The sequence below is a fragment of the Glycomyces buryatensis genome (assembly GCF_004912275.1).
Lineage (GTDB): Bacteria > Actinomycetota > Actinomycetes > Mycobacteriales > Micromonosporaceae > Glycomyces > Glycomyces buryatensis.
The window spans coordinates 1-22,030 of sequence record NZ_STGY01000070.1; the positions used below are offsets into that span (position 1 = coordinate 1).

General features: G+C 67.6%; 21 protein-coding genes. 8 read left to right on the top strand and 13 right to left on the bottom strand.

Going from position 1 to position 22,030, the window contains the following annotated elements:
• Positions 1–234: 234 nt before the first annotated feature.
• Both FAB82_RS20380 and FAB82_RS20385 read left to right on the top strand, forming a co-directional pair.
• A complete protein-coding gene (locus FAB82_RS20380; protein WP_136536397.1) occupies positions 235–660 on the top strand; it encodes an OsmC family protein in 426 nt (141 codons plus the stop codon).
• A 209-nt stretch (positions 661–869) separates the two neighbouring features.
• Entirely contained in the window at positions 870–2,162 is a 1,293-nt protein-coding gene (locus tag FAB82_RS20385; RefSeq protein WP_136536398.1) for a KamA family radical SAM protein, read from the top strand.
• Between the two features lie 95 nt (positions 2,163–2,257).
• Here FAB82_RS20385 and FAB82_RS20390 read toward each other — a convergent pair whose 3' ends face one another.
• Positions 2,258–3,010: an NAD(P)H-dependent oxidoreductase gene (locus FAB82_RS20390; protein ID WP_136536399.1), complete on the bottom strand. Its 753-nt coding sequence runs from the start codon at positions 3,008–3,010 to the stop codon at positions 2,258–2,260.
• 132 nt (positions 3,011–3,142) lie between these two features.
• Here FAB82_RS20390 and FAB82_RS20395 point away from each other — a divergent pair, with 132 nt between their 5' ends.
• On the top strand, positions 3,143–3,991 hold the full coding sequence (locus tag FAB82_RS20395) for a helix-turn-helix transcriptional regulator (protein ID WP_211116722.1): 849 nt from the start codon (positions 3,143–3,145) through the stop codon (positions 3,989–3,991).
• An 18-nt stretch (positions 3,992–4,009) separates the two neighbouring features.
• Here the strand turns inward: FAB82_RS20395 and FAB82_RS20400 are convergent, their stop codons facing one another.
• Together FAB82_RS20400 and FAB82_RS20405 are read right to left on the bottom strand one after the other, a co-directional pair.
• Positions 4,010–4,876: an NAD(P)-dependent oxidoreductase gene (locus FAB82_RS20400; protein ID WP_136536400.1), complete on the bottom strand. Its 867-nt coding sequence runs from the start codon at positions 4,874–4,876 to the stop codon at positions 4,010–4,012.
• Positions 4,877–4,899: 23 nt separating this feature from the next.
• Positions 4,900–5,775, bottom strand: a complete 876-nt coding sequence (locus FAB82_RS20405) for an NAD(P)-dependent oxidoreductase (RefSeq protein WP_136536401.1) — start codon at positions 5,773–5,775, stop codon at positions 4,900–4,902.
• Between the two features lie 174 nt (positions 5,776–5,949).
• Here FAB82_RS20405 and FAB82_RS20410 point away from each other — a divergent pair, with 174 nt between their 5' ends.
• Positions 5,950–6,267 (top strand): winged helix-turn-helix transcriptional regulator, encoded by a 318-nt coding sequence (locus FAB82_RS20410; protein WP_136536402.1) that lies wholly within the window; start codon positions 5,950–5,952, stop codon positions 6,265–6,267.
• 11 nt (positions 6,268–6,278) lie between these two features.
• Here the strand turns inward: FAB82_RS20410 and FAB82_RS20415 are convergent, their stop codons facing one another.
• The 4 genes from FAB82_RS20415 to metH all read right to left on the bottom strand — a co-directional run bounded on the left by FAB82_RS20415 (position 6,279) and on the right by metH (position 11,862).
• A complete protein-coding gene (locus FAB82_RS20415; protein WP_136536403.1) occupies positions 6,279–6,806 on the bottom strand; it encodes a DUF2087 domain-containing protein in 528 nt (175 codons plus the stop codon).
• Positions 6,807–6,894: 88 nt separating this feature from the next.
• On the bottom strand, positions 6,895–7,554 hold the full coding sequence (locus FAB82_RS20420) for an HAD family hydrolase (protein ID WP_246039743.1): 660 nt from the start codon (positions 7,552–7,554) through the stop codon (positions 6,895–6,897).
• A 128-nt stretch (positions 7,555–7,682) separates the two neighbouring features.
• The gene (locus FAB82_RS20425) at positions 7,683–8,240 is read right to left on the bottom strand and encodes a thymidine kinase (RefSeq protein ID WP_136536404.1); all 558 of its coding nucleotides are present in this window, start codon (positions 8,238–8,240) and stop codon (positions 7,683–7,685) included.
• A gap of 91 nt (positions 8,241–8,331) precedes the next feature.
• Positions 8,332–11,862, bottom strand: a complete 3,531-nt coding sequence (metH, locus tag FAB82_RS20430; RefSeq protein ID WP_246039744.1) for a methionine synthase — start codon at positions 11,860–11,862, stop codon at positions 8,332–8,334.
• 101 nt (positions 11,863–11,963) lie between these two features.
• On the opposite strand from metH, the gene FAB82_RS28450 reads away from it, so the two are divergent.
• On the top strand, positions 11,964–12,098 hold the full coding sequence (locus FAB82_RS28450; RefSeq protein WP_281276928.1) for a hypothetical protein: 135 nt from the start codon (positions 11,964–11,966) through the stop codon (positions 12,096–12,098).
• A 46-nt stretch (positions 12,099–12,144) separates the two neighbouring features.
• Positions 12,145–12,783, top strand: coding sequence for a pyridoxamine 5'-phosphate oxidase family protein (locus FAB82_RS20435; RefSeq protein ID WP_136536406.1), 639 nt, complete (start codon positions 12,145–12,147; stop codon positions 12,781–12,783).
• On the opposite strand, the gene FAB82_RS20440 is transcribed toward FAB82_RS20435, so the two are convergent.
• The 4 genes from FAB82_RS20440 to FAB82_RS20455 form a co-directional block, all read right to left on the bottom strand.
• Positions 12,780–13,673 carry a phenylalanine 4-monooxygenase gene (locus FAB82_RS20440; RefSeq protein ID WP_136536407.1) on the bottom strand — a complete coding sequence of 298 codons (894 nt, stop codon included), beginning with the start codon at positions 13,671–13,673 and terminating at the stop codon, positions 12,780–12,782. The genes FAB82_RS20435 and FAB82_RS20440 overlap by 4 nt on opposite strands.
• Positions 13,674–13,731: 58 nt before the next feature.
• The gene (locus FAB82_RS20445; protein WP_136536408.1) at positions 13,732–15,402 is read right to left on the bottom strand and encodes an enoyl-CoA hydratase-related protein; all 1,671 of its coding nucleotides are present in this window, start codon (positions 15,400–15,402) and stop codon (positions 13,732–13,734) included.
• 73 nt (positions 15,403–15,475) lie between these two features.
• A complete protein-coding gene (gene mshC / locus FAB82_RS20450) occupies positions 15,476–16,717 on the bottom strand; it encodes a cysteine--1-D-myo-inosityl 2-amino-2-deoxy-alpha-D-glucopyranoside ligase (RefSeq protein WP_136536409.1) in 1,242 nt (413 codons plus the stop codon).
• Between the two features lie 43 nt (positions 16,718–16,760).
• Entirely contained in the window at positions 16,761–17,588 is an 828-nt protein-coding gene (locus FAB82_RS20455) for an undecaprenyl-diphosphate phosphatase (RefSeq protein WP_211116723.1), read from the bottom strand.
• 106 nt (positions 17,589–17,694) lie between these two features.
• Here FAB82_RS20455 and FAB82_RS20460 point away from each other — a divergent pair, with 106 nt between their 5' ends.
• Positions 17,695–18,669 (top strand): aldo/keto reductase, encoded by a 975-nt coding sequence (locus FAB82_RS20460; RefSeq protein ID WP_136536411.1) that lies wholly within the window; start codon positions 17,695–17,697, stop codon positions 18,667–18,669.
• Between the two features lie 47 nt (positions 18,670–18,716).
• On the opposite strand, the gene FAB82_RS20465 is transcribed toward FAB82_RS20460, so the two are convergent.
• Complete coding sequence (locus FAB82_RS20465) at positions 18,717–19,211, bottom strand: VOC family protein (protein WP_136536412.1); 495 nt, start codon at positions 19,209–19,211, stop codon at positions 18,717–18,719.
• 74 nt (positions 19,212–19,285) lie between these two features.
• Between FAB82_RS20465 and FAB82_RS20470 the strand changes: the two genes are divergently transcribed.
• Entirely contained in the window at positions 19,286–20,122 is an 837-nt protein-coding gene (locus FAB82_RS20470; RefSeq protein WP_136536413.1) for an AraC family transcriptional regulator, read from the top strand.
• A gap of 13 nt (positions 20,123–20,135) precedes the next feature.
• Here FAB82_RS20470 and abc-f read toward each other — a convergent pair whose 3' ends face one another.
• Complete coding sequence (gene abc-f / locus FAB82_RS20475; RefSeq protein ID WP_136536414.1) at positions 20,136–21,758, bottom strand: ribosomal protection-like ABC-F family protein; 1,623 nt, start codon at positions 21,756–21,758, stop codon at positions 20,136–20,138.
• Positions 21,759–22,030: the final 272 nt, after the last annotated feature.

Here is a 22,030-nt window from a genome sequence, read left to right on the forward strand (position 1 = left end):
TCGGCTGTTCCGTTCCCCCGCGGGCAAAGACAAATATACACACCCTCGAGGGGGCCCGAATCAGGGGGGTCCCCTGAGGTTTCACGATACCCTTGAGCTGGGGAGATGTAAAGAGCTACGCGAAACTCGGATGTTCGGACGTGGACATGGGCCGTCCTCGCAGACCGTCTCCTGGGTTCAGGTTCGACTGTTAGCCTGCGGGCACAAGTACTCCGTCATCCACGAGGAGAAGGCATGTCAGTCACTCGCAACGCAAGCACCCGTTGGACCGGCGATCTCCAGGACGGCAGCGGCGTCACCAGCTTCGTGTCCTCTGGACTTCCGGACACGCCGGTGACGTGGGCGGCCCGCTCGAACAACCCCGAGGGCAAGACCAGCCCGGAGGAGCTCATCGCAGCTGCGCACACCTCCTGTTTCTCGATGGCTTTCTCGGCCGGGCTGTCGAAGGCCGGCTACACCGCCGAGGAGATCGTCACCGAGGCGGCGGTCGACTTCAAGCCGGGCACCGGGATCACCGGGATCGCCTTGACCGTTCGCGCCACCATTCCCGGGATCGACGCCGACGAATTCGACAAGATCGCCAACGGCGCCAAGGAAGGGTGCCCCGTTAGCCAGGCACTGAAGGCAGTCCCGATCACGCTTGAGGCCACCCTGGGTTAGGGTCAAGCCATTCGTTCGAAAATTTCATATTCATTACACACTGTGCGCGAAAGCATCAGGTGCACCATCCGTGACTTACCGGTCACGGTGTCGGTTCCGGGCCAATATCCCTGCAGCCGACGAGGTGAACGTTGGTTTCGCGCACATCTTCGTAACTGAGCCTGCCTGCCCAGTTGCATACCCAAGCAGAAGAGGAGGTCGAGTTCGTCGTGTCTACTCCCGAGAACATTGGTCGGCGGTTCCGCGCTTACACGATCCGACATTTGGACGAGCTGCTCAAGCGAGCGTCAATGACTGATGAGCAGCGGCTTCGAACCAGGGCGGTGGCTTCGGTACTGCCCTTCCGCACCAATGCCTACGTCGTCGATGAACTCATCGACTGGGACAACGCATCCGAGGACCCGATGTTCCGCCTGGTATTCCCCCAGGAGGACATGCTTCCAAGCGAGGATGTCGACCACATCGCCGACCTCATTCAGAACGAGGCGTCGAAGCAGGAGCTCACCGCCGCGGCCAATGTGGTCCGGTACAAGCTCAACCCGCACCCGGCCGGTCAGATCCAGCTCAACATCAAGGGCAAGGACGAAGCGGTCGAAGGTCTCCAGCACAAGTACAAGGAGACAGTGCTGTTCTTCCCCCAACAGGGGCAGACCTGCCACGCCTACTGCACCTACTGCTTCCGATGGGCGCAGTTCGTGGGTATCGACGAGCTGAAGATGGCGAACAACGACATCGAGCAGCTCACCGGCTACGTCCGGCACCACCCGGAGGTCAGCAGCGTGCTGCTGACCGGCGGCGACCCGATGATCATGGGCGAGCCTGTGCTCCGCCGCTACATCGAGCCGCTACTGGAGATGGACCACGTCGAGTCGATCCGCATCGGTTCGAAGGCACTGGCCTACTGGCCGCAGCGCTTCGTCACCGACCCGGACGCCGAGGCGACGCTGCGCCTGTTCGAGGAAGTCGTGAAGTCGGGCCGAAACCTGGCGTTCATGGCGCACTTCTCGCACCAGAAGGAACTCGAATCGGACCTCGTGCACGAGGCGGTGCGGCGCATCAACAACACCGGGGCTGTCATCCGCACCCAGGCGCCGTTGATCCGAACCATCAACGACGACGCGGAGCAGTGGGCCGGCATGTGGCGGACCCAGCACAAGATGGGGATGATTCCCTATTACATGTTCATCGAGCGTGACACCGGGCCTCAGGAGTACTTCTCGGTGCCGCTCGGGCGCGCCTGGGAGATCTACCGGGACGCCTTCAGCCAGGTCTCGGGCCTGTGCCGGACCGTCCGGGGACCATCGATGTCGGCCACGCCCGGCAAGGTCACCGTCGACGGCATCGTGGACATCAACGGCGAGAAGGTATTCGCGCTGCGGATGCTCCAGGCGCGGGACCCGGAGATCGTGGGTCGCCCGTTCTTCGCCAAGTTCGACGAGAACGCCGTGTGGGTGGACGATCTCAAGCCCGCGTTCGCAGACAAGTTCCCCTTCGAGGCGTAGCCGCGAATCAGTGAGTCAATTGCCTTGGCAGGAATCGACTTCTGAGCCGGGACGGCCAGTGGCCGCCCCGGCTTTTTCGTATTCGGGGTCTGGGGCTAGGCGATGTGGAGGCCGAACCCGGCGGAGCCGGGGCGCTCCAGGCCCGGCTTGAGGCGGACGTTCTCGTCGTAGTCGCGGCCGTTCTGCTTGCGGTAGGCGATCGGCTCGGTCTCGGCGAGGGTGTCGAGCCTGCCGCGAAGCGCCTCGATCGCGGCGGCGTAGCCGTCCTCATCGAGCTGCACCGCGCCATTGACCACGAAGGCCGGCAGGACGTGCATGCCCGCGTAGAAGAGAATGCCGTGGTTGATCGGGAAGAGCAGGTCCTCGATGCTGCCGTTGACTCCCCGGTCGGAGAGGTGGGGCTGGCCAGCGCCGGTGGTCACGGCGATCATGGCGCGCTTGCCTTCGAGCATGCCATTGCCGTAGCGGGGCCAGGTGCGGGTGGTGCCGTAGCCGAAGCCGTTGGTGAAGACGCGGTCGACCCAGCCTTTCATGATGGCGGGCATGGAGAACCACCAAAGAGGGAACTGGAGGATGAGGTTGTCCACCGCCAGCAGTTTCCGCTGTTCCTCGGTGATGTCGTCGGACTGGCTGCCGGATTCGTAGGCCTCGCCCGCGGCGGCGATGAAGTTCTCGCTTTGGGCGGCGCCGAAGTCGTCGTAGTCGGCGGTGGCTTTCCACTTCATGGCGTACAGGTCGCTGACGGTGACGGTGTGGCCGAGGCTTTCGAGGTGGCGAGTCGTCTCGTCGCGGAGGGAGGCGTTGAGCGAGGTGTCGGAGGGGTGGGCGTAAACGATGTGGGTTCTCATGGGAACCATGGTGCGTGGGTTCCGGGAGGGTTGCCAGACGTCTGTTCGACCCTAGGTCGTTCGACCCTAGGACTGACAGTCCTAGGCAGTTGCGCGCGGACGAGGTGATACTTGCCGACGGAGGTGGTCGTCATGGAACCTGAGGCGTCCGGTATTCATCGGCTTGAAGATGTGAGTGATCTGGGCAAGTTCCTGCAGGCGCGGCGGGCTCGGGTGAATCCCGAGGACGTGGGGCTGCGGGAGGATGCGAGGCGTCGCGTGCCGGGGTTGCGGCGTGAGGAGTTGGCGTTGCTGGCCGGGGTGAGCGTGGATTACTACACCCGGTTGGAGCAGGGGCGGGCGAAGCATCCGTCGGATCAGGTGTTGGACGCGGTGGCGCGGGCGCTGGGGTTGGACGGGACGACGCGGGCGCATTTGCATCGTCTGGCGGGGAATGCGCGGCTGAGCCCGTTGCAGGCCGGTGCGGGGGTGCGGCCTTCGTTGCAGGCGATGTTGGAGGCGGTCGAGGCGTTTCCGGCGCTGATCATGAACCATCGGCAGGATGTGTTGGCGTCGAATCGCATGGCGCGTCTGCTATATGGCGGGTTCGGGTGGGATCTGGAGGCCGGGCCGAATTTCGTGCGGCTGCTGTTCGACGATGATTCGCGGGCGCACTTCCCTGACTGGGAGGCTTGCACGCAGGAGAATGCGGCGCAGTTGCGGAAGATGGCGGCGTTGTTCCCTGATGATCCGGCGATGTTGTCGCTGATCGGGGAGCTGTCGGTGGCGCACCGGTACTTCGCGGAGTTGTGGGCGCGGGCCGAGGTGCGGGACTGCAATATCGGGTCGGTGCGGTTCGATCACCCGATGGTGGGGTTGCTGGAGCTGTACAAGGAGCAGTTCCGGGTGGCGGACGGGTCGGGGCAGATGTTGGTGACGTTGACGGCGGCACCGGGGACGGATGACCATGACCGGTTGCGGCTGTTGGGGTCGGACCGGTAGGCCCGACCCCCGCTGCGGTCACTTGATGGTCAGTAGTTCGATGATGGCGAGCCAGTCCTTTCCGCCGCGGCCGGTGGCGGCGAGTTCGTTCAGGAGTTTCAGGTGCGGTTCGAGCAGGTCGGCCCTGATCCCCTGTTCGCGGCTGGCAGTGATCATGGAGGCCTGGGCGGCGCGGGTGAAGTCGGCGGATTGGCCGCCGGTTTCGTAGGTGCGGCCGTCGATGATCTCGGCGAGGCCGCGACCGTGCGGGAGCATGGCGCCGAGCCAGGCCTGGACTTCTTCGGCGGTGTCGTAGGCGCTGACGCCGACGGTGCGCATCATGGCGATGGCTTGGACGTAGCCGGTGAACATGAGGTCCATGGCTGAGAGCAGGGCCATGTCCTTGAGTGAGGCGAGGCCGGCGTCGGTACCTTCGTAGTCGGCGGTGCCGAGGGTTTCGAGGATGGTTCTGGCTATGGCGTAGGCGTTCTCGTCGCCGGAGTAGAGCAGGCGCGAGCCGGGTCCGCCGATCATTTCGGGGACGGCCATGATGGCGCCGTCGAGGTAGGCGATGCCGTGTTCGGCGGCCCAGGCGGCGGTGGCCCTGGATTCGTTGGGTGTGGTGGTGGTCAGGTTGATGACGACCTTTTCTTTGAGTGCGTCCGCGACCGGTTCGAGTTGTTCGCGGACGCTGGCGTGGTCGAGGAGGACGACGAGGACGAAGTCGCCGGTCTTGATCGCTTCCGCGACGGTCGGCGCGGCCCGTGAGCCGGCTTCGACGTGCGGTTCGGTCTTGGCGGCGGTGCGGTTCCAGACGGTGGTGTCGTAGCCGGTTTCGCGGAGGCGGGCGGTGATGGCCGAGCCCATGGCCCCGAGTCCGAGGACGGTGATGCTGGCGTTGGTCATGCTGGGTGCCTTTCTTTGCGGTTCTAAGCGGCTTGGCCGCGGAGGATCTGGTAGGTGGGGACGGGGCGTCCGGCTTCCTCGCTGGCGTCCAGGGCGCGCTGGTAGTAGTCCTGAATGGTGCGGGTGAGGGAAGCGTCGACACCGACTTCTTCGGCGGCGTCGATGACGTGCTGTGCTCCGGCGTGCATCATCTTGAGGTTCGCGACGTCGCCCCAGCCGCCCTGTTTGGCGGCGGCCCCGAAGTAGAGCGTGAAGTCCCGGTTACTTTCAGTGCCGTTGCTGGCGAACTCGATGAACTTGTCGACGTCGGCTCCTCCTGCGTCGATTATCGCCACGGCCTGCTCCAGAGATGTAAGGAACGCGTGGAACTGGGCGAGCCCGGCCTGGTAGTAGAGCTGGGCGAGCCCGTAGTCGGCGCCGAGGTATTCGACGCCGGGGACCAGGGTTTCGAGCAGCGCGCGGTGCGTCTCGTAGTGGGCCTCGGGCCCGCTGACGTAGAGACGCGAGGACGCGTGCTTGAGGTCGTCGCTCTGCGTCATGTAGGCGCCGGTGACGAACTCGCCGCCGCGGGCGGTGACCCACTCGGCGCCCTTGCGGGCCTTCTCCGGGGAGTCCGAGGACAGATTGATGATCGTCTTGCCGGTCAGGTCGGCCGGGCCCTGTTCGAGGACGTCGTACATGGCGTCGTAGTGGATCAGGGAGAGCAGGACGACGTCGTTGGCGGCGATGGCCTCGGCGACGGTGTCGGCGGGCTTCGCGCCGAGTTCGGCGATGGCGTCGAGTTTGGGCCTGGTTCGGTTCCAGGCGGTGACGTCGTACCCGGCGTCCAGGAGGACCTTGACGGTGGCCTGGCCCATCGGGCCGAGACCGATGACCGTAACGGATTTTTCAGCAGACATGTTGTGCCCCTTGGTAAGTAGTGATTTCTAAGTGCGGCTTCTGGATTAATGGTCGGTCAGTCCGGCTAGGGTTGCAAGACCGCACTTTCGGGTGGGGCTACTTACCAAGAGGTTCGAAATATGGTCGGGAGGGGCTTCGTGGACGCAAGGGGTGACGCAGGTCAAATCTGCGGCATGTCAATCGCGATCGATGTGGTCGGCGGGAAGTGGAAAATGCACCTGATGTGGGTGCTCGCCGAGGGACCGGTCAGGTTCGGGCAGATCCGGCGCAAGCTCGATGGGGTGAGCGAGAAGGTGCTCGCGGAGAACCTCAGGCAGCTTGAGGCGAGCGGGGTCGTCCACCGGGAGCTGTACGCGGAGGTGCCGCCCCGCGTGGAGTACTCGCTGACGCCGCTCGGCGTGGAACTGAACAAGGCGCTGGCGCCGTTGGAGATCTGGGGAGACCAAAACCGCGACGCCTTGGCGTCGCGGCCTGGGATTTCGGCGTCGTAGGTGCGCTTGGTTCAGATCGGCGGTGCCTCGCGGCGACGGTATTCGCTGCCGTCTTCGGTGCGGTCGAGGAAGAGCTCGTCGATGAGGTCACGGCGCAGCTGGAGCGGGTCGTCGGATTCGGCGGCGAGCGCCTCGGTGATCTCGCGTTCGGTGTAGACGCGGTCGAACTCGAAGTGGCGTCCGGCGAGGTCGCGCAGCAGCGCCACCCTGGTGCGGCGATTGACGGGCCGGACGCTGATGCGGCCGCCGGAGTAGAGGCCCGCGACCTCGGGCGCGACGCCGGGCGGCGCGTCGGGTGCGGCCTCACGGGCGGCGGCCGCCGCGGCTCGGAAGACCTGGGGTTCGACACGGATCCTGCCGTTCTCGCGGGTCACCAGGCCGGATTCGAACAGCCGGGTGAGCGAGCGTTCGGCGAGCGGGTGGTGCTCCTTCAACTCCCCCACGCTGGCGCCGTGGTCGCCGGCCAGGACGATCTGGGCGAACGTCTGGAGGCGGGCGGGGTCGGCGAGGGCCTTGACGATGGCATGGCTTGGTTCCATCTGTCCCAGACTGCTGCCTTTGCGCCCTTCGGTCAAGGCGATTTCGAACCGGTCAGAGGGTCATGCCCGGCGGAGGCTCTCGCGCCGCTCAGCGAGTGAGCGCGCGGAGGAATTCGAGGTCGATGCCTTCGAGGGTTTCGAGGCGCCTGACTTCGAGGTCTTCGGGGAGCGGGACCTCGGTGACGACCGCCAGTGTGACGGCTCCCGAGGTGAGAGCCGAGAGCGTTCCCGAGGGCGAGTCCTCGATGGCGACGGTGTCGGCGATGTCGACGCCCAGCTTTGCGGCGGCCGTCAGGTACGGCTCGGGGGCGGGTTTGCGGTTGTCGACCTCGTCGCCGCAGAGGGTGAAGTCGAAGTTCTCGTAGCCGAGGGTGCCGGTCAGGAGCACGTGGGCGAGCTCGCGCGGCGTGGAGGTGACCAGCGCGGTCGGGATTCCGGCGGCACGGACCTCGCTGAGGAGTTCACGGGCACCGGGCTTCCAGTCGACGCCCTCGGCGAAGAGCTCGGTCATGCGCGCTCGCAGCCACACGAGGTTCTCGGGGGCGCTTTCGAGCGGCAGGCCGAGGTCTTCGAGGAGCATCAGGACCGAGGCGTCCTCGTTCGTGCCGACCATGCGGTCGCGAACTTCGGGGCGGAGGACTCCGCCGAGACGGGTGGCCAGTTCATCGATTCCGACGTCCCAGCGGCGTTCGGAGTCGAGAAGGGTTCCGTCCATGTCGAAGAGCACGGCTTGCGGAAAGTCAGTCACGCCAGCAACCGTACGGGGGTGACGGATGAGAACGCCCGGTTCACGCGACGGCCGCGAGGAGGCTCACAGGATCCCAGTTGGGTGGTCGCCGATTGTGCAGGCTCCCCGATCGGCGACCACTCACCTGGTCAGGCCAGACCGGCGCGGTGGTGGCGGCGGCACAGGACGGCGTAGCTGTCCATGTCGCCGACCTCGACCACGTCGCCGGAGAAGGCCATGACGCCGCCCGAGACGCGGGCGTTGTGAGTGCCGCGCGCGCCGCACCAGCAGTTGACGCGGACGGGCAGCTCCTCGACCCGGTCGGCGAGCTCGATGAGCCGCTGCGAGGCCGGGAAGAGCCGGCCGAGGAAGTCGGTCTTGAGGCCGAAGGCGTACACGTCGACGCCGAGTCCGTCGACGGCGTCGGCGAGGTGGTTGATCTGCTTGGGCGCGGTCAGGAACTGGACCTCGTCGACCACGACATAGGGCGGGCGCAACTCGGCCAGGTCGTCGTAGAGGTCGAAGTCGGAGGTCACCTCTTTGGCCTTGTGCTCCAAGCCGATCCGGCTGGAGATGACGCCTTCGCCGCTGCGGTCCATGGACGTGTAGAGGACGCCGTGGCCGCCGAGCGAGTGGTGGTACTGGAGGGCGAGGGTGGACTTCCCGGCGTCCATGACGCCGAGATAGGCGACGAGTTCGTGCGACATGACTCCTATGGTGCCGGTTGGTCCGGCAGGGCCGGGTACCGACTCGCGGAGCGGTGCCCGGCGCCGCAACGGCGCCGGGCGGGGGCCGTGGCTATTTCGCGTTGAAGTAGCTGGCTTCGGGGTGGTGCAGGACGATCGCGTCCGTCGACTGCTCCGGATGGAGCTGGTCCCCTTCGGACAGTTCGACGCCGATGCGGTCGGCGCCGAGCAGCTCCACGAGCGTGGCCCGGTCGGCCAGCTCCGGGCAGGCCGGGTAGCCGAAGGAGTAGCGGCAGCCGCGGAAGTCGACGTCGAGGATGCCCTTGAGGTCGCCGGGGTCGGCGTCGCCGACGGTGGATCCCGACGGGAGTTTCCACTCGCGCCGGATGCGGCGGTGCCAGTACTCGGCCAGCGACTCCGTCAGCTGCACGGTGAGTCCGTGGACCTCCAGGTAGTCGCGGTAGGCGTTGGCCTCGAACAGCTTGTTCGTGTACTCGGAGACCTTGGAGCCCAAGGTGACCAGTTGCATGCCGAGGACGTCGAGCTGCTCGCCGTCCTTGGCGCGGAAGAAGTCCGCCAGGCACTGCCGGCGGCCCTGGCGCTGCCGCGGGAAGGTGAAGCGGGCCCGCTCGGCGTGGCCGTTCTCGTCCAGGACCACGAGCGTATTGCCTTCCGCGTAGACCGGAAGATAGCCGTAGACGACCTTGGCCTCGATGACATTGTCCGTGGCGAGCCGGTCGAGCCAGTAGCGCAGGCGGGGGCGGCCCTCGGTCTCGACCAGTTCCTCGTACGAGGGGCCGTCGTCGCCGCGCGTCGGCTTGAGGCCCCACTGGCCGAGGAACGTGGCGCGCTCGTCCAGCATCGAGGCGTACTCGGCCAGCGCGACGCCCTTGACGACCCGCGAGCCGAAGAACGGCGGGATCGGGATCTCGACGTCGGTGGCGACGTTGGATCGCACCGAGGTGTCACCCAGGTCGGGGAGCTTGTCGGCGACGAGCGTGGCCTGCTTGGCGCGTCGTTCCTGGCGTTTGGCGATCTTCGCGGCCTGGGCCTCGTCGATGACGGGTCCGCCCTCGCCGCGCTGGGCGGCCATGACCTTGTCCATGAGGGACAGGCCTTCGAAGGCGTCGCGGGCGTAGTGGACCTGGCCGCCTTCGAACATGCCGCGGAGGTCGTCCTCGACGTAGGCGCGGGTGAGGGCGGCGCCGCCGAGCATGACCGGCCAGCGGCCCTGGAGGCTGCGGGCCATCATCTCGGCGAGGTTGTCCTTCATGATGACGGTGGACTTGACGAGCAGTCCGCTCATGCCGATGACGTCCGCGCCGTGTTCCTCGGCGGCGTCGAGGATGGCGTTGATGGGCTGCTTGATGCCGAGGTTGACGACGGTGTAGCCGTTGTTCGACAGGATGATGTCGACCAGGTTCTTGCCGATGTCGTGGACGTCGCCGCGGACGGTGGCGAGGACGATGGTGCCCTTGTCGGCGGTGTCGGCCTTGTCCATGTGGGGTTCGAGGTGGGCGACGGCGAACTTCATGGCCTCGGCGGACTGGAGGACGAACGGCAGCTGCATCTGGCCGGAGCCGAAGCGGTCGCCGACGGTCTTCATGCCTTCGAGGAGGTGGTCGTTGATGATCTGCAGCGGTGTCTTGCCCTGGGCCATGGCCTCGTCGAGGTCGGTGTCCAGGCCGTTCTTGTCGCCGTCGATGATGCGCTGGGCGAGGCGCTCCTCGAGCGGCAGCGCGGCCAGGGCTTCGGCGCGGGCCTCCTTGGTGCCGGCCAGGCTGACGCCGTCGAAGATCTCGATGATCTTCTGGAGCGGGTCGTAGTCCTCGGTGCGGCGGTCGTAGACCATGTCGAGGGCGACCTGCTTGTGCTCCTCGGGGATCGAGGCCATCGGCAGGATCTTGGAGGAGTGGACGATCGCGCTGGTGAGCCCGGCTTCGACGCATTCGTTGAGGAACACGGAGTTGATGACCTGGCGGGCGGCCGGGTTCACGCCGAAGGAGATATTGGAGATCCCGAGCGTGAAGTTGACGCCCGGGTAGAGGCGGGCGATCTCGCGGATGGCCTCGATGGTCTCGATGCCGTCCTTGCGGGTCTCCTCCTGGCCGGTGGTGATCGGGAAGGTGAGGGTGTCGATGAAGATGTCCTCGACGGCCATGCCCCAGTTGCCGACGAGGTCGTCGATGGTGCGGGAGGCGACGCGGACCTTCCATTCGCGGTCGCGGGCCTGGCCCTCCTCGTCGATGCACATGACGACGACGCCGGCGCCGTGCTCGACGATGACCGGCATGATCCGCGCGTAGCGGGATTCGGGACCGTCGCCGTCCTCGAAGTTGACGGAGTTGACGATGCAGCGGCCGCCGAGGGCTTCCAGGCCCGCCTCGATGACGGGGGCCTCGGTCGAGTCGAGCATGATCGGCAGGGTCGAGGCGGTGGCGAAGCGGGCGGCGAGGACCTTCATGTCCTCGGCGCCGTCGCGGCCGACGTAGTCGACGCAGAGGTCGAGCAGGTGGGAGCCGCCGCCGGCCTGTTCGCGGGCGATCTCGACGCAGCGGTCGTAGTCGGCGGCGAGCATGGCGGTGCGGAAGGCCTTGGAGCCGTTCGCGTTGGTGCGCTCGCCGACGTTGAGGATCGAGATGTCCTGGTCGAACGGGACGTGGTGGTAGGAGGAGGACACCCCGGGTTCGCGGACCGGCGTGCGCGCCATCGGGACGGCGCCGTCGAGGCGCTCGCGGACGGCCCGGATGTGGTCGGGGGTGGTGCCGCAGCAGCCGCCGATGAGGCTGACGCCGTAGTTCTTGACGAAGTCCTCGTGGGCGTCGGCGAGCTCTTCGGGGGTGAGCGGGTATTCGGCTCCATTGGGGCCGAGGGTGGGGAGCCCGGCGTTGGGCATGACCGAGATCGGGACCGGCGAGTGGCGCGAGAGGTAGCGGATGTGCTCGCTCATCTCGGCGGGGCCGGTGGCGCAGTTGAGGCCGATGAGGTCGATATTGAGCGCCGCGAGGCTGGTCAGGGCCGCACCGATCTCGCCGCCGACGAGCATGGTGCCGGTGGTCTCGACGGTGACCTGGGCGATGATCGGGACGGTGGTGCCGAGTTCGGCGTTGGCGCGCTTGGCGCCGATGACGGCGGCCTTGGCCTGGAGGAGGTCCTGGCTGGTCTCGACGAGGATGGCGTCGGCGCCGCCTTCGATGAGGCCGAGGACGCATTCCCGGTAGTGGTCCCGCAGGAGCGCGAAGGGGGCGTGGCCGAGGGTGGGCAGGCGGGTGCCGCCGCCCATGGAGCCGAGCACGAAGCGCGGCTGCTCGTCGGTGGAGTACTCGTCGCATTTCTGGCGGGCGAGGGTGGCTGCGGCGCGGCCGAGCTCGCGGGCGCGTTCGACGATGTCGTATTCGACCAGTCCGCCGTAGTTGGCGTTGAAGCTGTTGGTCTCGACGCAGTCGGCCCCGGCGGCGAGGTAGGCGTCGTGGATGCCCAGGACGATGTCCGGCCGGGTGATGCAGAGGATGTCGGAGAGGCCTTCGTGCCCGTCGTAGTCCTCGAGGGTGGGGTCGAAGGCCTGCAGCATGGTGCCCATGCCCCCGTCGGCGATCACGACGCGACGGGACAGGGTTTCCAGGAACAGGCTTTTCGCAGACACGCTCTCAAGGGTAATGGGGCGTGCCGGGAAGTGAGAAGCCCGTTTCACAGGTTGGGCACCGTGTCGGGCGAAAATCACACCCGACGAATAGGATGCGAGGCATGGAACTTCTCGCCTACCTCCTCGCCATCGCCGTTGGTATCGGCGTTCTGTATGCGACCGTCCGGTTGGCGGTGCGCCATGCGCTGGAGGAGATGTACGGGCGCGGTGAACGGCCTGGCCCGGACGGCCCATAGCGGCGTAGTCTCGAGTCGTAACACCCCCGGTTGCGAAGGGACGCAAATGGACACGTCAATCACTCACCTGTGGACGGAAGTCACCGACCCCGTGAAGCTCCGCGAGATCGTCGGAGAGGTCTCGGCCCAGGCCGCGAACAAGGAACGCCCGGTACTCCATCAGCGCGACCGCGAATGGCTGGCCGCCTCCCCCTACTGCGTGATCGCGACCTCGGACGCCGAGGGCAACTGCGACGCCTCCCCCAAGGGCGACCCCGCCGGAGCACTCGTCCACGTCCTCGATGACTCCACCCTCGCCATCCCCGAGCGCAAGGGCAACCACCGCGTCGACGGATACCACAATGTCCTGACCAACCCCCACGTTGGCATCCTGTCGCTCATTCCCGGCCGCCGCGAGACGCTGCGCATCAACGGGCGCGCCCGCATCGTGTCCGACGCGCCCTTCTTCGAGGACATGATCGTCAAGGGCCACAAGCCGGTCCTGGCCCTGGTGGTCGAGATCGACACGATCTACTTCCACTGCGGCAAGGCGTCCATGCGATCGGGCATCTGGAAGCCCGAGACATGGACGCCCGACGTCCTGCCTTCGCACGCGAAGATGGTCAAGGAGACCCAGCCGATCGAACAGACGCTCGAAGAGCTCATCGACAAGTACGGCCCGAAGTACGAGCGGGGCCTGTACTAGCGGTTCTTCACCTCGGCCTTGAGCCGCTCGACCGCGTCGTCGTCGCAGGTGGCCCAGAACTCCCCCACCACATCCTCCAACTGGTCCATCGACCCGGCGTCGAAGAGTTTGTCCTGGTACTTGGTGATGTCGTAGTCGATGGTGCCCATCGTCCCCAGGTCCAGCGGCATGATCGTCATGCCCCGGAACTCGTCGATCTCCCCGTACGAGGAGAGGATGCCCGCACCGTAGGCCTTGAGCTCGTCGGCCTCGGTCATGACCCCGAATTCGAGGGTGAACCAGAAGACGCGGGAGACGAACTCCAGCGCCTCCTCCGAGTGCACCCGCCGGGCGGCCTCCCCCGCGACGCGGTAGAGCGCGGCGAAGCGGGGCGCGGCCAGCGCGTTGGCGTGCCCGATGACCTCGTGGATGACGTCGGGTTCGGGCGTGTACAGCGGGACCGAGTGGTGGCGGATGTACTGGGTGGCGTGGAATTTGCCTTCGGCGAGGACCCCGTAGAAGTCCCTCAGCGGGACCAGGCCCGCCGCGGGCACGTAGCTGAACCCAGTGAGTGGTTCGAGGGCGCGGGATACCTCGGCGAGTTGCGGGATGCGGTCCCGCGGCAGCATCAGGCGTTCGGCGCCGCCGAGGTAGTCGCGGACGGCCATGTCTCGGTGTTTGACGGCCAGCTCCGCGCTGACCAGCCGCCAGATCTCGTGTTCGGCATCGGTGTAGGCGACGGTCGGCATGGGGTCGCCGGGTTGCCAGTCCAATGCGAGTGCCGCGATGGCATTGCGTCGTTCGCGGTAGTCGGCGTCGGCGAAGCCTGGGTGGTTCTCACCCAGTTCCACGGAGACCGTTCCGTCGGCGTCGGTGTTGACCGGCGCGAAGTACTGACCTTCTTCGAACATAGGAACAGTCCATCAGGTGGGACGGCCCCTGTCAACGAGCTGGTGGGAATGGCAAGCCTTAGCCTGCGTGGCGTCCGGTGAAGCGGATTTTGCGGGGCGTCTCGGTGGGCGCGGATTTGCCGAGGAAGGCGCGGCGCTTGGCCTCGAAGCCGTGGCGGTCGTCGAAGAAGTCGCGGGCCATCTCGGCGAGCTCGATGGTCTGGAAGTACGAGAGCGGCTTCGATTCGGCGCGGCGGCGTTCCTTGGCGGCGAACATGCGTCCGCGCGTGACCGGGTCGTTGTAGCCGAGGGCGACCGCGCGCAGCCAGTTCTGGAACTCGCCCCATTCGCGGGGGCCGACGGCGCCGATCAGGCCGATGCGGGCGGCCTCGCCGACGGAGATGGGGAGCTTTCCCTGGAGGAGTTCTTCGGCCCGCTCGGCGCCGACTCGGTCGGCGACCGACCAGGTGTGCAGCTCGGAGCCGAAGATGCCCATGTCGTAGTAGGGGTTGAGGATGACGCCGTCGCGGGCGACGGTGACGTCGGCGCAGAGGGCGGCCATGACGCCGCCGGCGCCGGCGTTGGCGGAGAAGGCGGCGACGGTGAGCTGGTCGGCGCCGGCGATGGCCACGCACAGCTCGTCGATGGCGTTGATGTTGGCCCAGGCCTCGGCGGCCGGGTTGGGGGCGGCGTCGATGACGCCGAGGTGGATGCCGTTGGAGAAGGCGTGTTCGGTGCCGGTGATGACGAGCACGCGGGTGTCCTCGGTGAGGGCCTTCTCGACCGCGCCGGTGAGGCGGCGGCACTGCTCGGTATGCATGGCGCCGTTGTAGGAGCGCAGGGTCAGGAAGCCGATGTCGCCCTCGCGGCGGTACGCCGATTCGGCGAGGGATTCGGGGACGGTCCGGTAAGGGGCGTCGGCGGCCTCGATGACCATCGTGGCGGGGAGTTTGGGGCCCCGCTTGCCGGTGAGGGTGGCGGCATAGCCGACCCACAGGGTGCCGCTGCCGCAGGCGATCGCGACGGATTCGTCGCAGCGGCCGACGACGGTGCCGGGGGCCGCGCCGGTGCTTTCGGCGCTTGCGGCGGCGTCGAACAGGCACACACCCTGGCCGCCCACCTCGGCGGGAGCTCCGGGTGCGCCGTCGGCGGCGGCGATGCGGCGGGCGATCTCGTCGGCCGGGGCGTTCCAGTCGATCTCGAAGGCCTTGCGGCGCAGCAGGGGCAGCTCGTCGGTGCCGGGGATGTCGCGGGGGTGGTCGTCGACCGGGATGGGGCGGGAGCCGGAGGCGACCTTGCGGACGGTCCGGTTCACGCAGTCCATGGCGGCGTCGGCGACGCGGCTGTTGTACAGCGAGGACTTGGTGATGTCAGCGGGGAGGTCGAATGTCGAAGTGGCCCAGATCGGTCCGGCGTCCATCTCCTCGACCGCCGAGAGTGCGGTGACGCCCCAGCGGGGGCTCTGGCCGAGGATGGCGTGGTCGAGCGAGGACGGCCCGCGGTCGCCCACCGGCCCGGGGTGGACGATGACGGTGGTCCAGCGCTGCCAGACCTCCTCGGGCACCCGGTGCTTGAGGAAGGGGCACAGGATCAGGTCGGGGTTGATCCGCTCGACCGTCCGGGTCATGTCCTCGGGAGAGGCGAACGCCGGCGCCAGCTCGACGCCGACGTCATGCCCCTGCTCCTGAAGGGCGCACCACACACGCTGGGTCAGGCCGTTGAAGGCAGACACCAGTAGCAGGATCTTCAATTGCGACTCCTGGGGGAAACGGGAGTCGGCGACACTCACCCTTGAGCGTATCCGGACTCGACATAGCGCACAATCAGCGTGAGGAGTCTATTCCGAGCAATCCTTCGATTGTGGCGCGGGCCAGGTCCGATGCGGACGGGTCATCGCCACCAGCGGAAAGGGTCTCCGCGGCCCAATCGTCGACGGCTGCGAGCGCTCCGGCGGTGTCGAGATCGTCGGCGAGACGGGAGCGGACGGTGGTGAGCATCGCCCCGGCGGGCGGGGCCAGTTCGCGGCTGACGGCCTCGCGCCAGCGGCCGAGGCGCAGTTCGGCTTCGGCCAGGCGCGCGGCGGTCCACTGTCGATCGGACCGGTAGTGGCCGGCGAGCAGGGCGAGGCGCACGGCCGCCGGGTCGACGCCTTCGGCGCGGAGCTTGGAGACGAACACCAGGTTGCCCAGGGACTTCGACATCTTCTCGCCGTCGAGGCCGATCATGCCGGTGTGGACGTACGAGCGTGCGAAGGGCGCCTCGCCGGTGAGGGATTCGGCGTGGGCCGCGGAGAACGCGTGGTGCGGGTAGATGAGGTCGTTGCCGCCGCCCTGGACGTCGATGGTCGCGCCGAGGTATTCGAGGGCGATGCAGGTGCATTCGATGTGCCAGCCGGGGCGGCCGGGGCCGACGGCGGAGTCCCAGGACGGCTCGTTGTTCCGCGGGGCGTTCCACAGGACCGCGTCGAGCGGGTCGCGCTTGCCCTCGCGCTCGGGGTCGCCGCCCCGCTCGCGGGCGTAGACCGTCATGGTCTCGCGGTCGTAGTTCGACTCCGAGCCGAAGCCGGGGTTGGACTCGACGGCGTAGTAGATGTCACCCGAGGCGTGCCGGTAGGCGGCGCCGGACTCCAGCAGTTGGGCGACGGCCTTGCCGACGGCGGGGATGGATTCGACGGCGCCGATGTAGTGGCGCGGCGGGACGATCGCCAGCGCCTCCATGTCCTCGCGGTACAGGGCCGTCTCGCGCAGTCCCAGTACCTGCCAGTCGGTACCGTCGCGTTCGGCGCGTTCGAAGAGCGGCTCGTCGACGTCGGTGACGTTCTGGACGTAGGAGACGTCGAGTCCCTGGTCGAGCCAGTAGCGGTGCACCAGGTCGAAGATGATCATGGTGGCGGCGTGGCCGAGGTGGGTGGCGTCGTAGGGGGTGATGCCGCAGACGTACATCGAGGCGGTTTCCGCTCCGGGCCGTACCGTTTCGCGCTGACCTGCGGAGGCGGTGTCGTGCAGTCTGAGGGCCGGTCCGTGGCCGGGCAGGGCGGGTACGTGGGGTGCGGTCCAAGATTCCATGACCGCGATCCTATTTCGCAACCGGCCGCACGGCCAGTGATCGTCAGTTGCCGGCGGCGCCGACCACTCCGGTGGTGAGCAGGAGCAGGATGATTCCGCCGAATGCGAAGCGGTACCAGACGAAGATCATGAACGAATGCTTGGTCACGAACTTCATCAGCCACGCGACCGAGGCGTAGGCGACGACGCCGGAGACGACGATGCCGGTGACCAGCGAGGGGATCGGGACGTTGCCGCCGGCGAGCTGGTCCATTTCCAGGAGGCCGGCGCCGGTGAGGGCGGGGATGCCGAGGAGGAAGGAGAAGCGGGCGGCGGATTCGCGGTCGAAGTCGCGCAGGAGCCCGGCGGTCATGGTCGCGCCGGAGCGGGAGACGCCGGGGAAGAGGGAGAGGACCTGGAGGGAGCCGACGAAGATCGCGTCTTTGAGGTTGGCGTGTTGCTCGGTGCGTTGGAGGGTGGCGACGCGTTCGCCGAACCACATGACGAACGTCCAGCCGATCGCGCCGATGGCGACGACCCACAGGTTGAAGATCCGGTCGATGTAGTCGGAGGAGATCAAGCCGACGACCACGATCGGGATGGTGCCGACGATGACGTACCAGCCGTAGCGGTAGTCGTGGCCGCGCTTCTCGCGGTTGAACAGGCCGACGCTGAAGCCCTTGGCGATCCGGACGATGTCCTTCATGAAGAACACCAGGATGGCCATGATCGCGCCGCCCTGGATGATCGCGTTGAAGGCGATCACCGACCGGTCGGCGGGGTCGATGCCCAGCAGCTCGGAGAAGAGCACGAGGTGGCCGGTGGAGGAGATCGGGAGGAACTCGGTGAGGCCCTCCACGATACCCAGAACGACCGCTTGCCAAAGTTCCAAAATCGCACCCCTTTGAGTTTTGCCGTTCGACACTCTAACCGGCAGGCGCCGCCTGGCCGCACCTGGAGCCGACACGCGAGGTTCACTCGATGTACCTTCACTTCCTATGGAACGCCGACCACTTGGACGCAGCGGCATCGAGGTTTCCTCCCTCGGGCTTGGAACGATGATGTGGACCACCGATGAGGCCGGTCTGGAGGATGCCGCGGCTCAAATGCAGACCTTTGTGGAGGCCGGGGGCACGCTGGTGGACACCGCCGACGTGTTCGGGCAGGGCGCCGCGGAGGCCGCGATCGGGCAGATGATCGGCAAGGTGGTGGCGCGCTCGGAGATCCACATCGCCACCAAGGCGGGGGTGCGCACCGATGGGGCCGACCGCAAGCGCGACACCTCGCGCGGGTGGCTGACACGGTGCCTGGAGAACTCGCTGCGGCGGCTTGGCACCGACTACATCGACCTGTGGCTGCTGCACGTCTACGACCCCGACACGCCGCTTGAGGAGACGATGTCGGTGCTCGACGCCGCGGTCTCCAGCGGCAAGGTCCGCTACTTCGGGGTGTCCAATCACACCGGTTGGCAGACGGCGCGGGCCACCTCGTATCAGGGCGCCTGGCCGGGCCGGGTCCCGGTGGTGGCCAGTCAGGTCGAGTACTCGCTGCTCCAGCGCGGCGTCGAGCGCGAGGTCCTGCCGGCGTGCCTGGCGATGGAGCTGGGCGTGCTGGCGTGGTCGCCGCTGGGCCGGGGCGTGCTGACCGGCAAGTACCGGTTCGGGCGGCCCACGGACTCGCGGGCCGCCTCGAAGCAGTGGGGGCGCTTCGCCGGCACGTATCTGGACGAGCGGTCGGCCGGGATCGTGGAGGCCGTCGCCACCGCCGCCGAAGGACTCGGGGTGAGCCCGCTGGAGGTGGCGCTGGCGTGGGTGCGGGACCAGCCGGGCGTGGCGTCGGCGATCGTGGGCGCCCGCAACGCGACGCAGCTGCGGGCGTCCCTGGCCGCCGAGCAGCTGTTCCTGCCCCCGGAGATCCGCCTGGCCCTGGACGACGTCTCGGCGCCGACCGTGGGATATCCCGAGAGCTATTGAGCGCGGGGCGGGGCGGGCCTGGACCCGCCCCGGATTCGTTTCGGGCCTTAGCCCTCGCCCATGGAGGCGATCCACTCGTCTACCCGGCGTTCGGCCTCCTTGCGGGGGATGTCCTCTACGCGGGTCATGATCGCCCAGCGGCGGCCGAACGGGTCGTTGATGGAGGCGAAGCGGTCGCCGGTGAGGAACACCGACGGCTCCTCGCGGACGATCGCGCCGGCCTCGACGGCCTTGGCGAATACCGCGTCGCAGTCGGGCACGTAGAGGACGAGGCTCGCGGTGATCTGCTCGGGATCGGGGACGGCCATGCCCCACTGGGGATTCGGGTCGGCGAGTTGGAGGATCGAATCGCCGATCTGGATCTCGCAGTGCATGACCGAGCCGTCGGGGCCGTCATTGCGGGTCAGGACCTTCGCGTCGAAGACCTGCTCATAGAACTCGATGGCCTTGGCCGCCTCGTTGCACACGATGAACGGGGTGATCGAGTGGTATCCCTCGGGGATCGGATTCACGTTGGCGTCGTGCTTGGGTTCAGTGCTCATGGGGCCAAGTCTGTCGGCCGGGCCGGGGCTCCGCTTGTAAAAAAGCGTCATACCCCCGAATTAGTATCGGACACGTGGAAATACCGACCGCCAGCGACAAGGGCCTGCTGCGGCCACAGGAAGCAGCCGCCCACATTGACCTGCGGCGTTACCCTGCCGAGGGTCCGATCGGCGCCTATGTCGAGCGGTACTGGTCGGTGCGTTGGGACCTGCCCGAGGACGCCTCGTACGAGTCGGTGGTCATCCCCCACCCGTGCGTCAACCTCAGTTTCATGCCGGTCCTGGGCGCCGAGGTCCACGGCCCCGGCACGGCGGTCTCACGGCACCCGCTCACCGGCGCGGGGCGGGTCTTCGGGGCCAAGTTCAGGCCCGGCGGGTTCAGCGCCTTGACCGGCGAGGACGGGACGCATTTCGCGGACTGGTCGGTCTCGGCCGCGGCGGTGTTCGGCCCCGTCGCCGACGAGCTCAACCGGATCGTCATGGGCGGCGGGGATATCGAGGCGACCGGGGCCGTCTCGGCGTTCCTCTCCGAGCGATTGCCGCCGCGGCCCGATCCGCGCTATGTGGATCTGCTGCGTATCGTCGGGACGATGCTCTCGGACCGGGGCATTACCCGGGTCGACCAGGTCGCCGAGCGGTTCGCCATGTCCCCCAAGCGCCTCCAGCGGCTCTTCGGGAGCTATATCGGCCTGGGCCCGAAGTGGCTGATCCGCCGCTACCGGCTCCACGACGCGGCCGACCGGCTCGCCGAGGACCGAGACGTGGACCTGGCCCGCCTCGCCGCTGAACTCGGCTGGACGGACCAGGCGCACTTCACGCACGACTTCAAGGACTTGATCGGGTCTCCTCCGGCCGAGTACGCCGCCGCGTGCGCCTCGGCCGGAAGGGAACTGGTCATGGCGGTGCGATGACCACGCAGGCCCATTACGTTGCGCTGATCGAGCCGGCGTCCATCGCCAGGCGGCGCCCGGTGAAGGACTCGCGCAAGCGCCGGTCGTGGCTGACCAGGACCACAGTGCCGGTGTAGGACTCCAGCGCCGTCTGGAGCTCCTCGGCGAGCACCGGGGACAGGTGGTTCGTCGGCTCGTCCAGCAGCAGCACGTCCACCGGCCTGGTGACCAGGCGGGCAAGTTCGAGGCGGCGGCGCTGGCCTACGGACAGTGCGGCCACCGGGGTCTCGCACTGCTCGGGCGTGAACAGGCCCAGGCGCAGGAGCGCTTCGACATGTTCGTCGATCGTGCCCACTCGGCCCTCGGCGAAGGACCGCAGCACCGACTGCTGCGCCGAGCCCGGTCCGGAGAGCTGCCGCAGGTGGCCGACTGCGCCATTGCGTTCCGCCCCGCCTTCGTCGGGTTCGAGTTCACCCGCGAGGACCCGCATCAGCGTGGTCTTGCCCGCGCCATTGGGTCCGGTCACCAGGACCCGCTCGCCGGGCGCGATCTGGAGATCGGCGACCTTGAGCCGATCGCCGACGCGGACGTCCGTCAGCCGCAGGGCGGCCGATTCGGATTCCGCTCCGGCGACTGCGAGGTCGGCGTTGAACCGCATCGGCTCGGGCGGCGGCGGGACCGGATTCGTGTGCAGCCGTTCGAGCTGCTGCTTCGCGACCTTGATGCGGCTGCTGGCCCCGTGGGTGCGGCCGCGCAGTCGGAAGGCGCCGGTGCCCATGCCGGCCTTCTCCATCTTGCGCGGGATCGCGTCCATGCTCGCGGCATTGCTCTCGACGATGCGGCTCTGCCGCTCTACCTCGATGGTCCAGTGTTCATAGGCCTCCTCGGCTTGCTGGCGTTCGACGGCCTTCGCGGTCAGGTAACCGGTGTAGCCGTTGCCATAGCGGCGCGCCCTGCGGTCGGCCACCTCGATCATGGTGGTGGTGATGGCGTCCAGGAACGCCCGGTCGTGGCTCACGGCCACGACGGTGCCGCGCCAGTCCCGAAGCTGCGCTTCGAGCCAGGTCACGGCCGCGTCGTCGAGGTCGTTCGACGGCTCGTCGAGCAGCAGCAGCGCGGGCCGGGCCGCGAGGGTCGCGGCCAGCATGAGGCGCGAACGCTCGCCGCCCGAGAGCGTCCCGATCGGACGGTCCCGGTCGATTCCGGGCAGTCCCAGGGCGGCACAGGCGAGTTCGACCCGGAGGTCGGCGTCCCAGCCGTCGCGGGCCTCGAAGCGGGCCAGCAAGTCCGCATACGCCTCGGCGGCTGCTTCATCGCCGTCGGCAAGGGCGCGTTGGGATTCGCGCATGGCGGCCTCGATCTCGCGCAGGTCGGCCAGCGCGAGGTCGATGGCGTCGGCGACGGTGCGGTCCGCGGGCAGGTCGAGACTCTGCGGCAGGTAGCCGATGCCACCGGGCGAGGCCACGGTGAGTTCGCCGTTGTCGGGCGCCTCCACCTGGGCCAGGAGCCGCAGCAGGGTCGATTTGCCGGAGCCGTTGTCGCCGACGATGCCGACCTTCTCCCCCGGTTTGACCGTGAGGGAGATCCGGTCGAGGACCACGTGGTCCCCGTATCGCTTGGTGACTTCTACAATGGCTAGTTGGGAATGGCGAAGCACTGGCGCCTCCAGGCGGCCGATCGCGAATAAGGGAATGCGAAGTGGCGGCGCAGTCTCAAGTGGCCTCGAACGGTGCCAAAGCACGGTGAGGCGTTGGAAGTGAAGTGAGAATGCGAGCGCCTGGCCTGTTCGCGGAGCGGTGCTCTACGCGAGGGCCGATCGGCCTCTAAAGAAAAATCATCATTGCGTCAGAGCATAAGGGCGGCGGGGGCGGCCCGTCCAGCCGGTTTCGGCGGCGGATCCGGTGAGGGTGGTCACCGGATCCGCCGCCG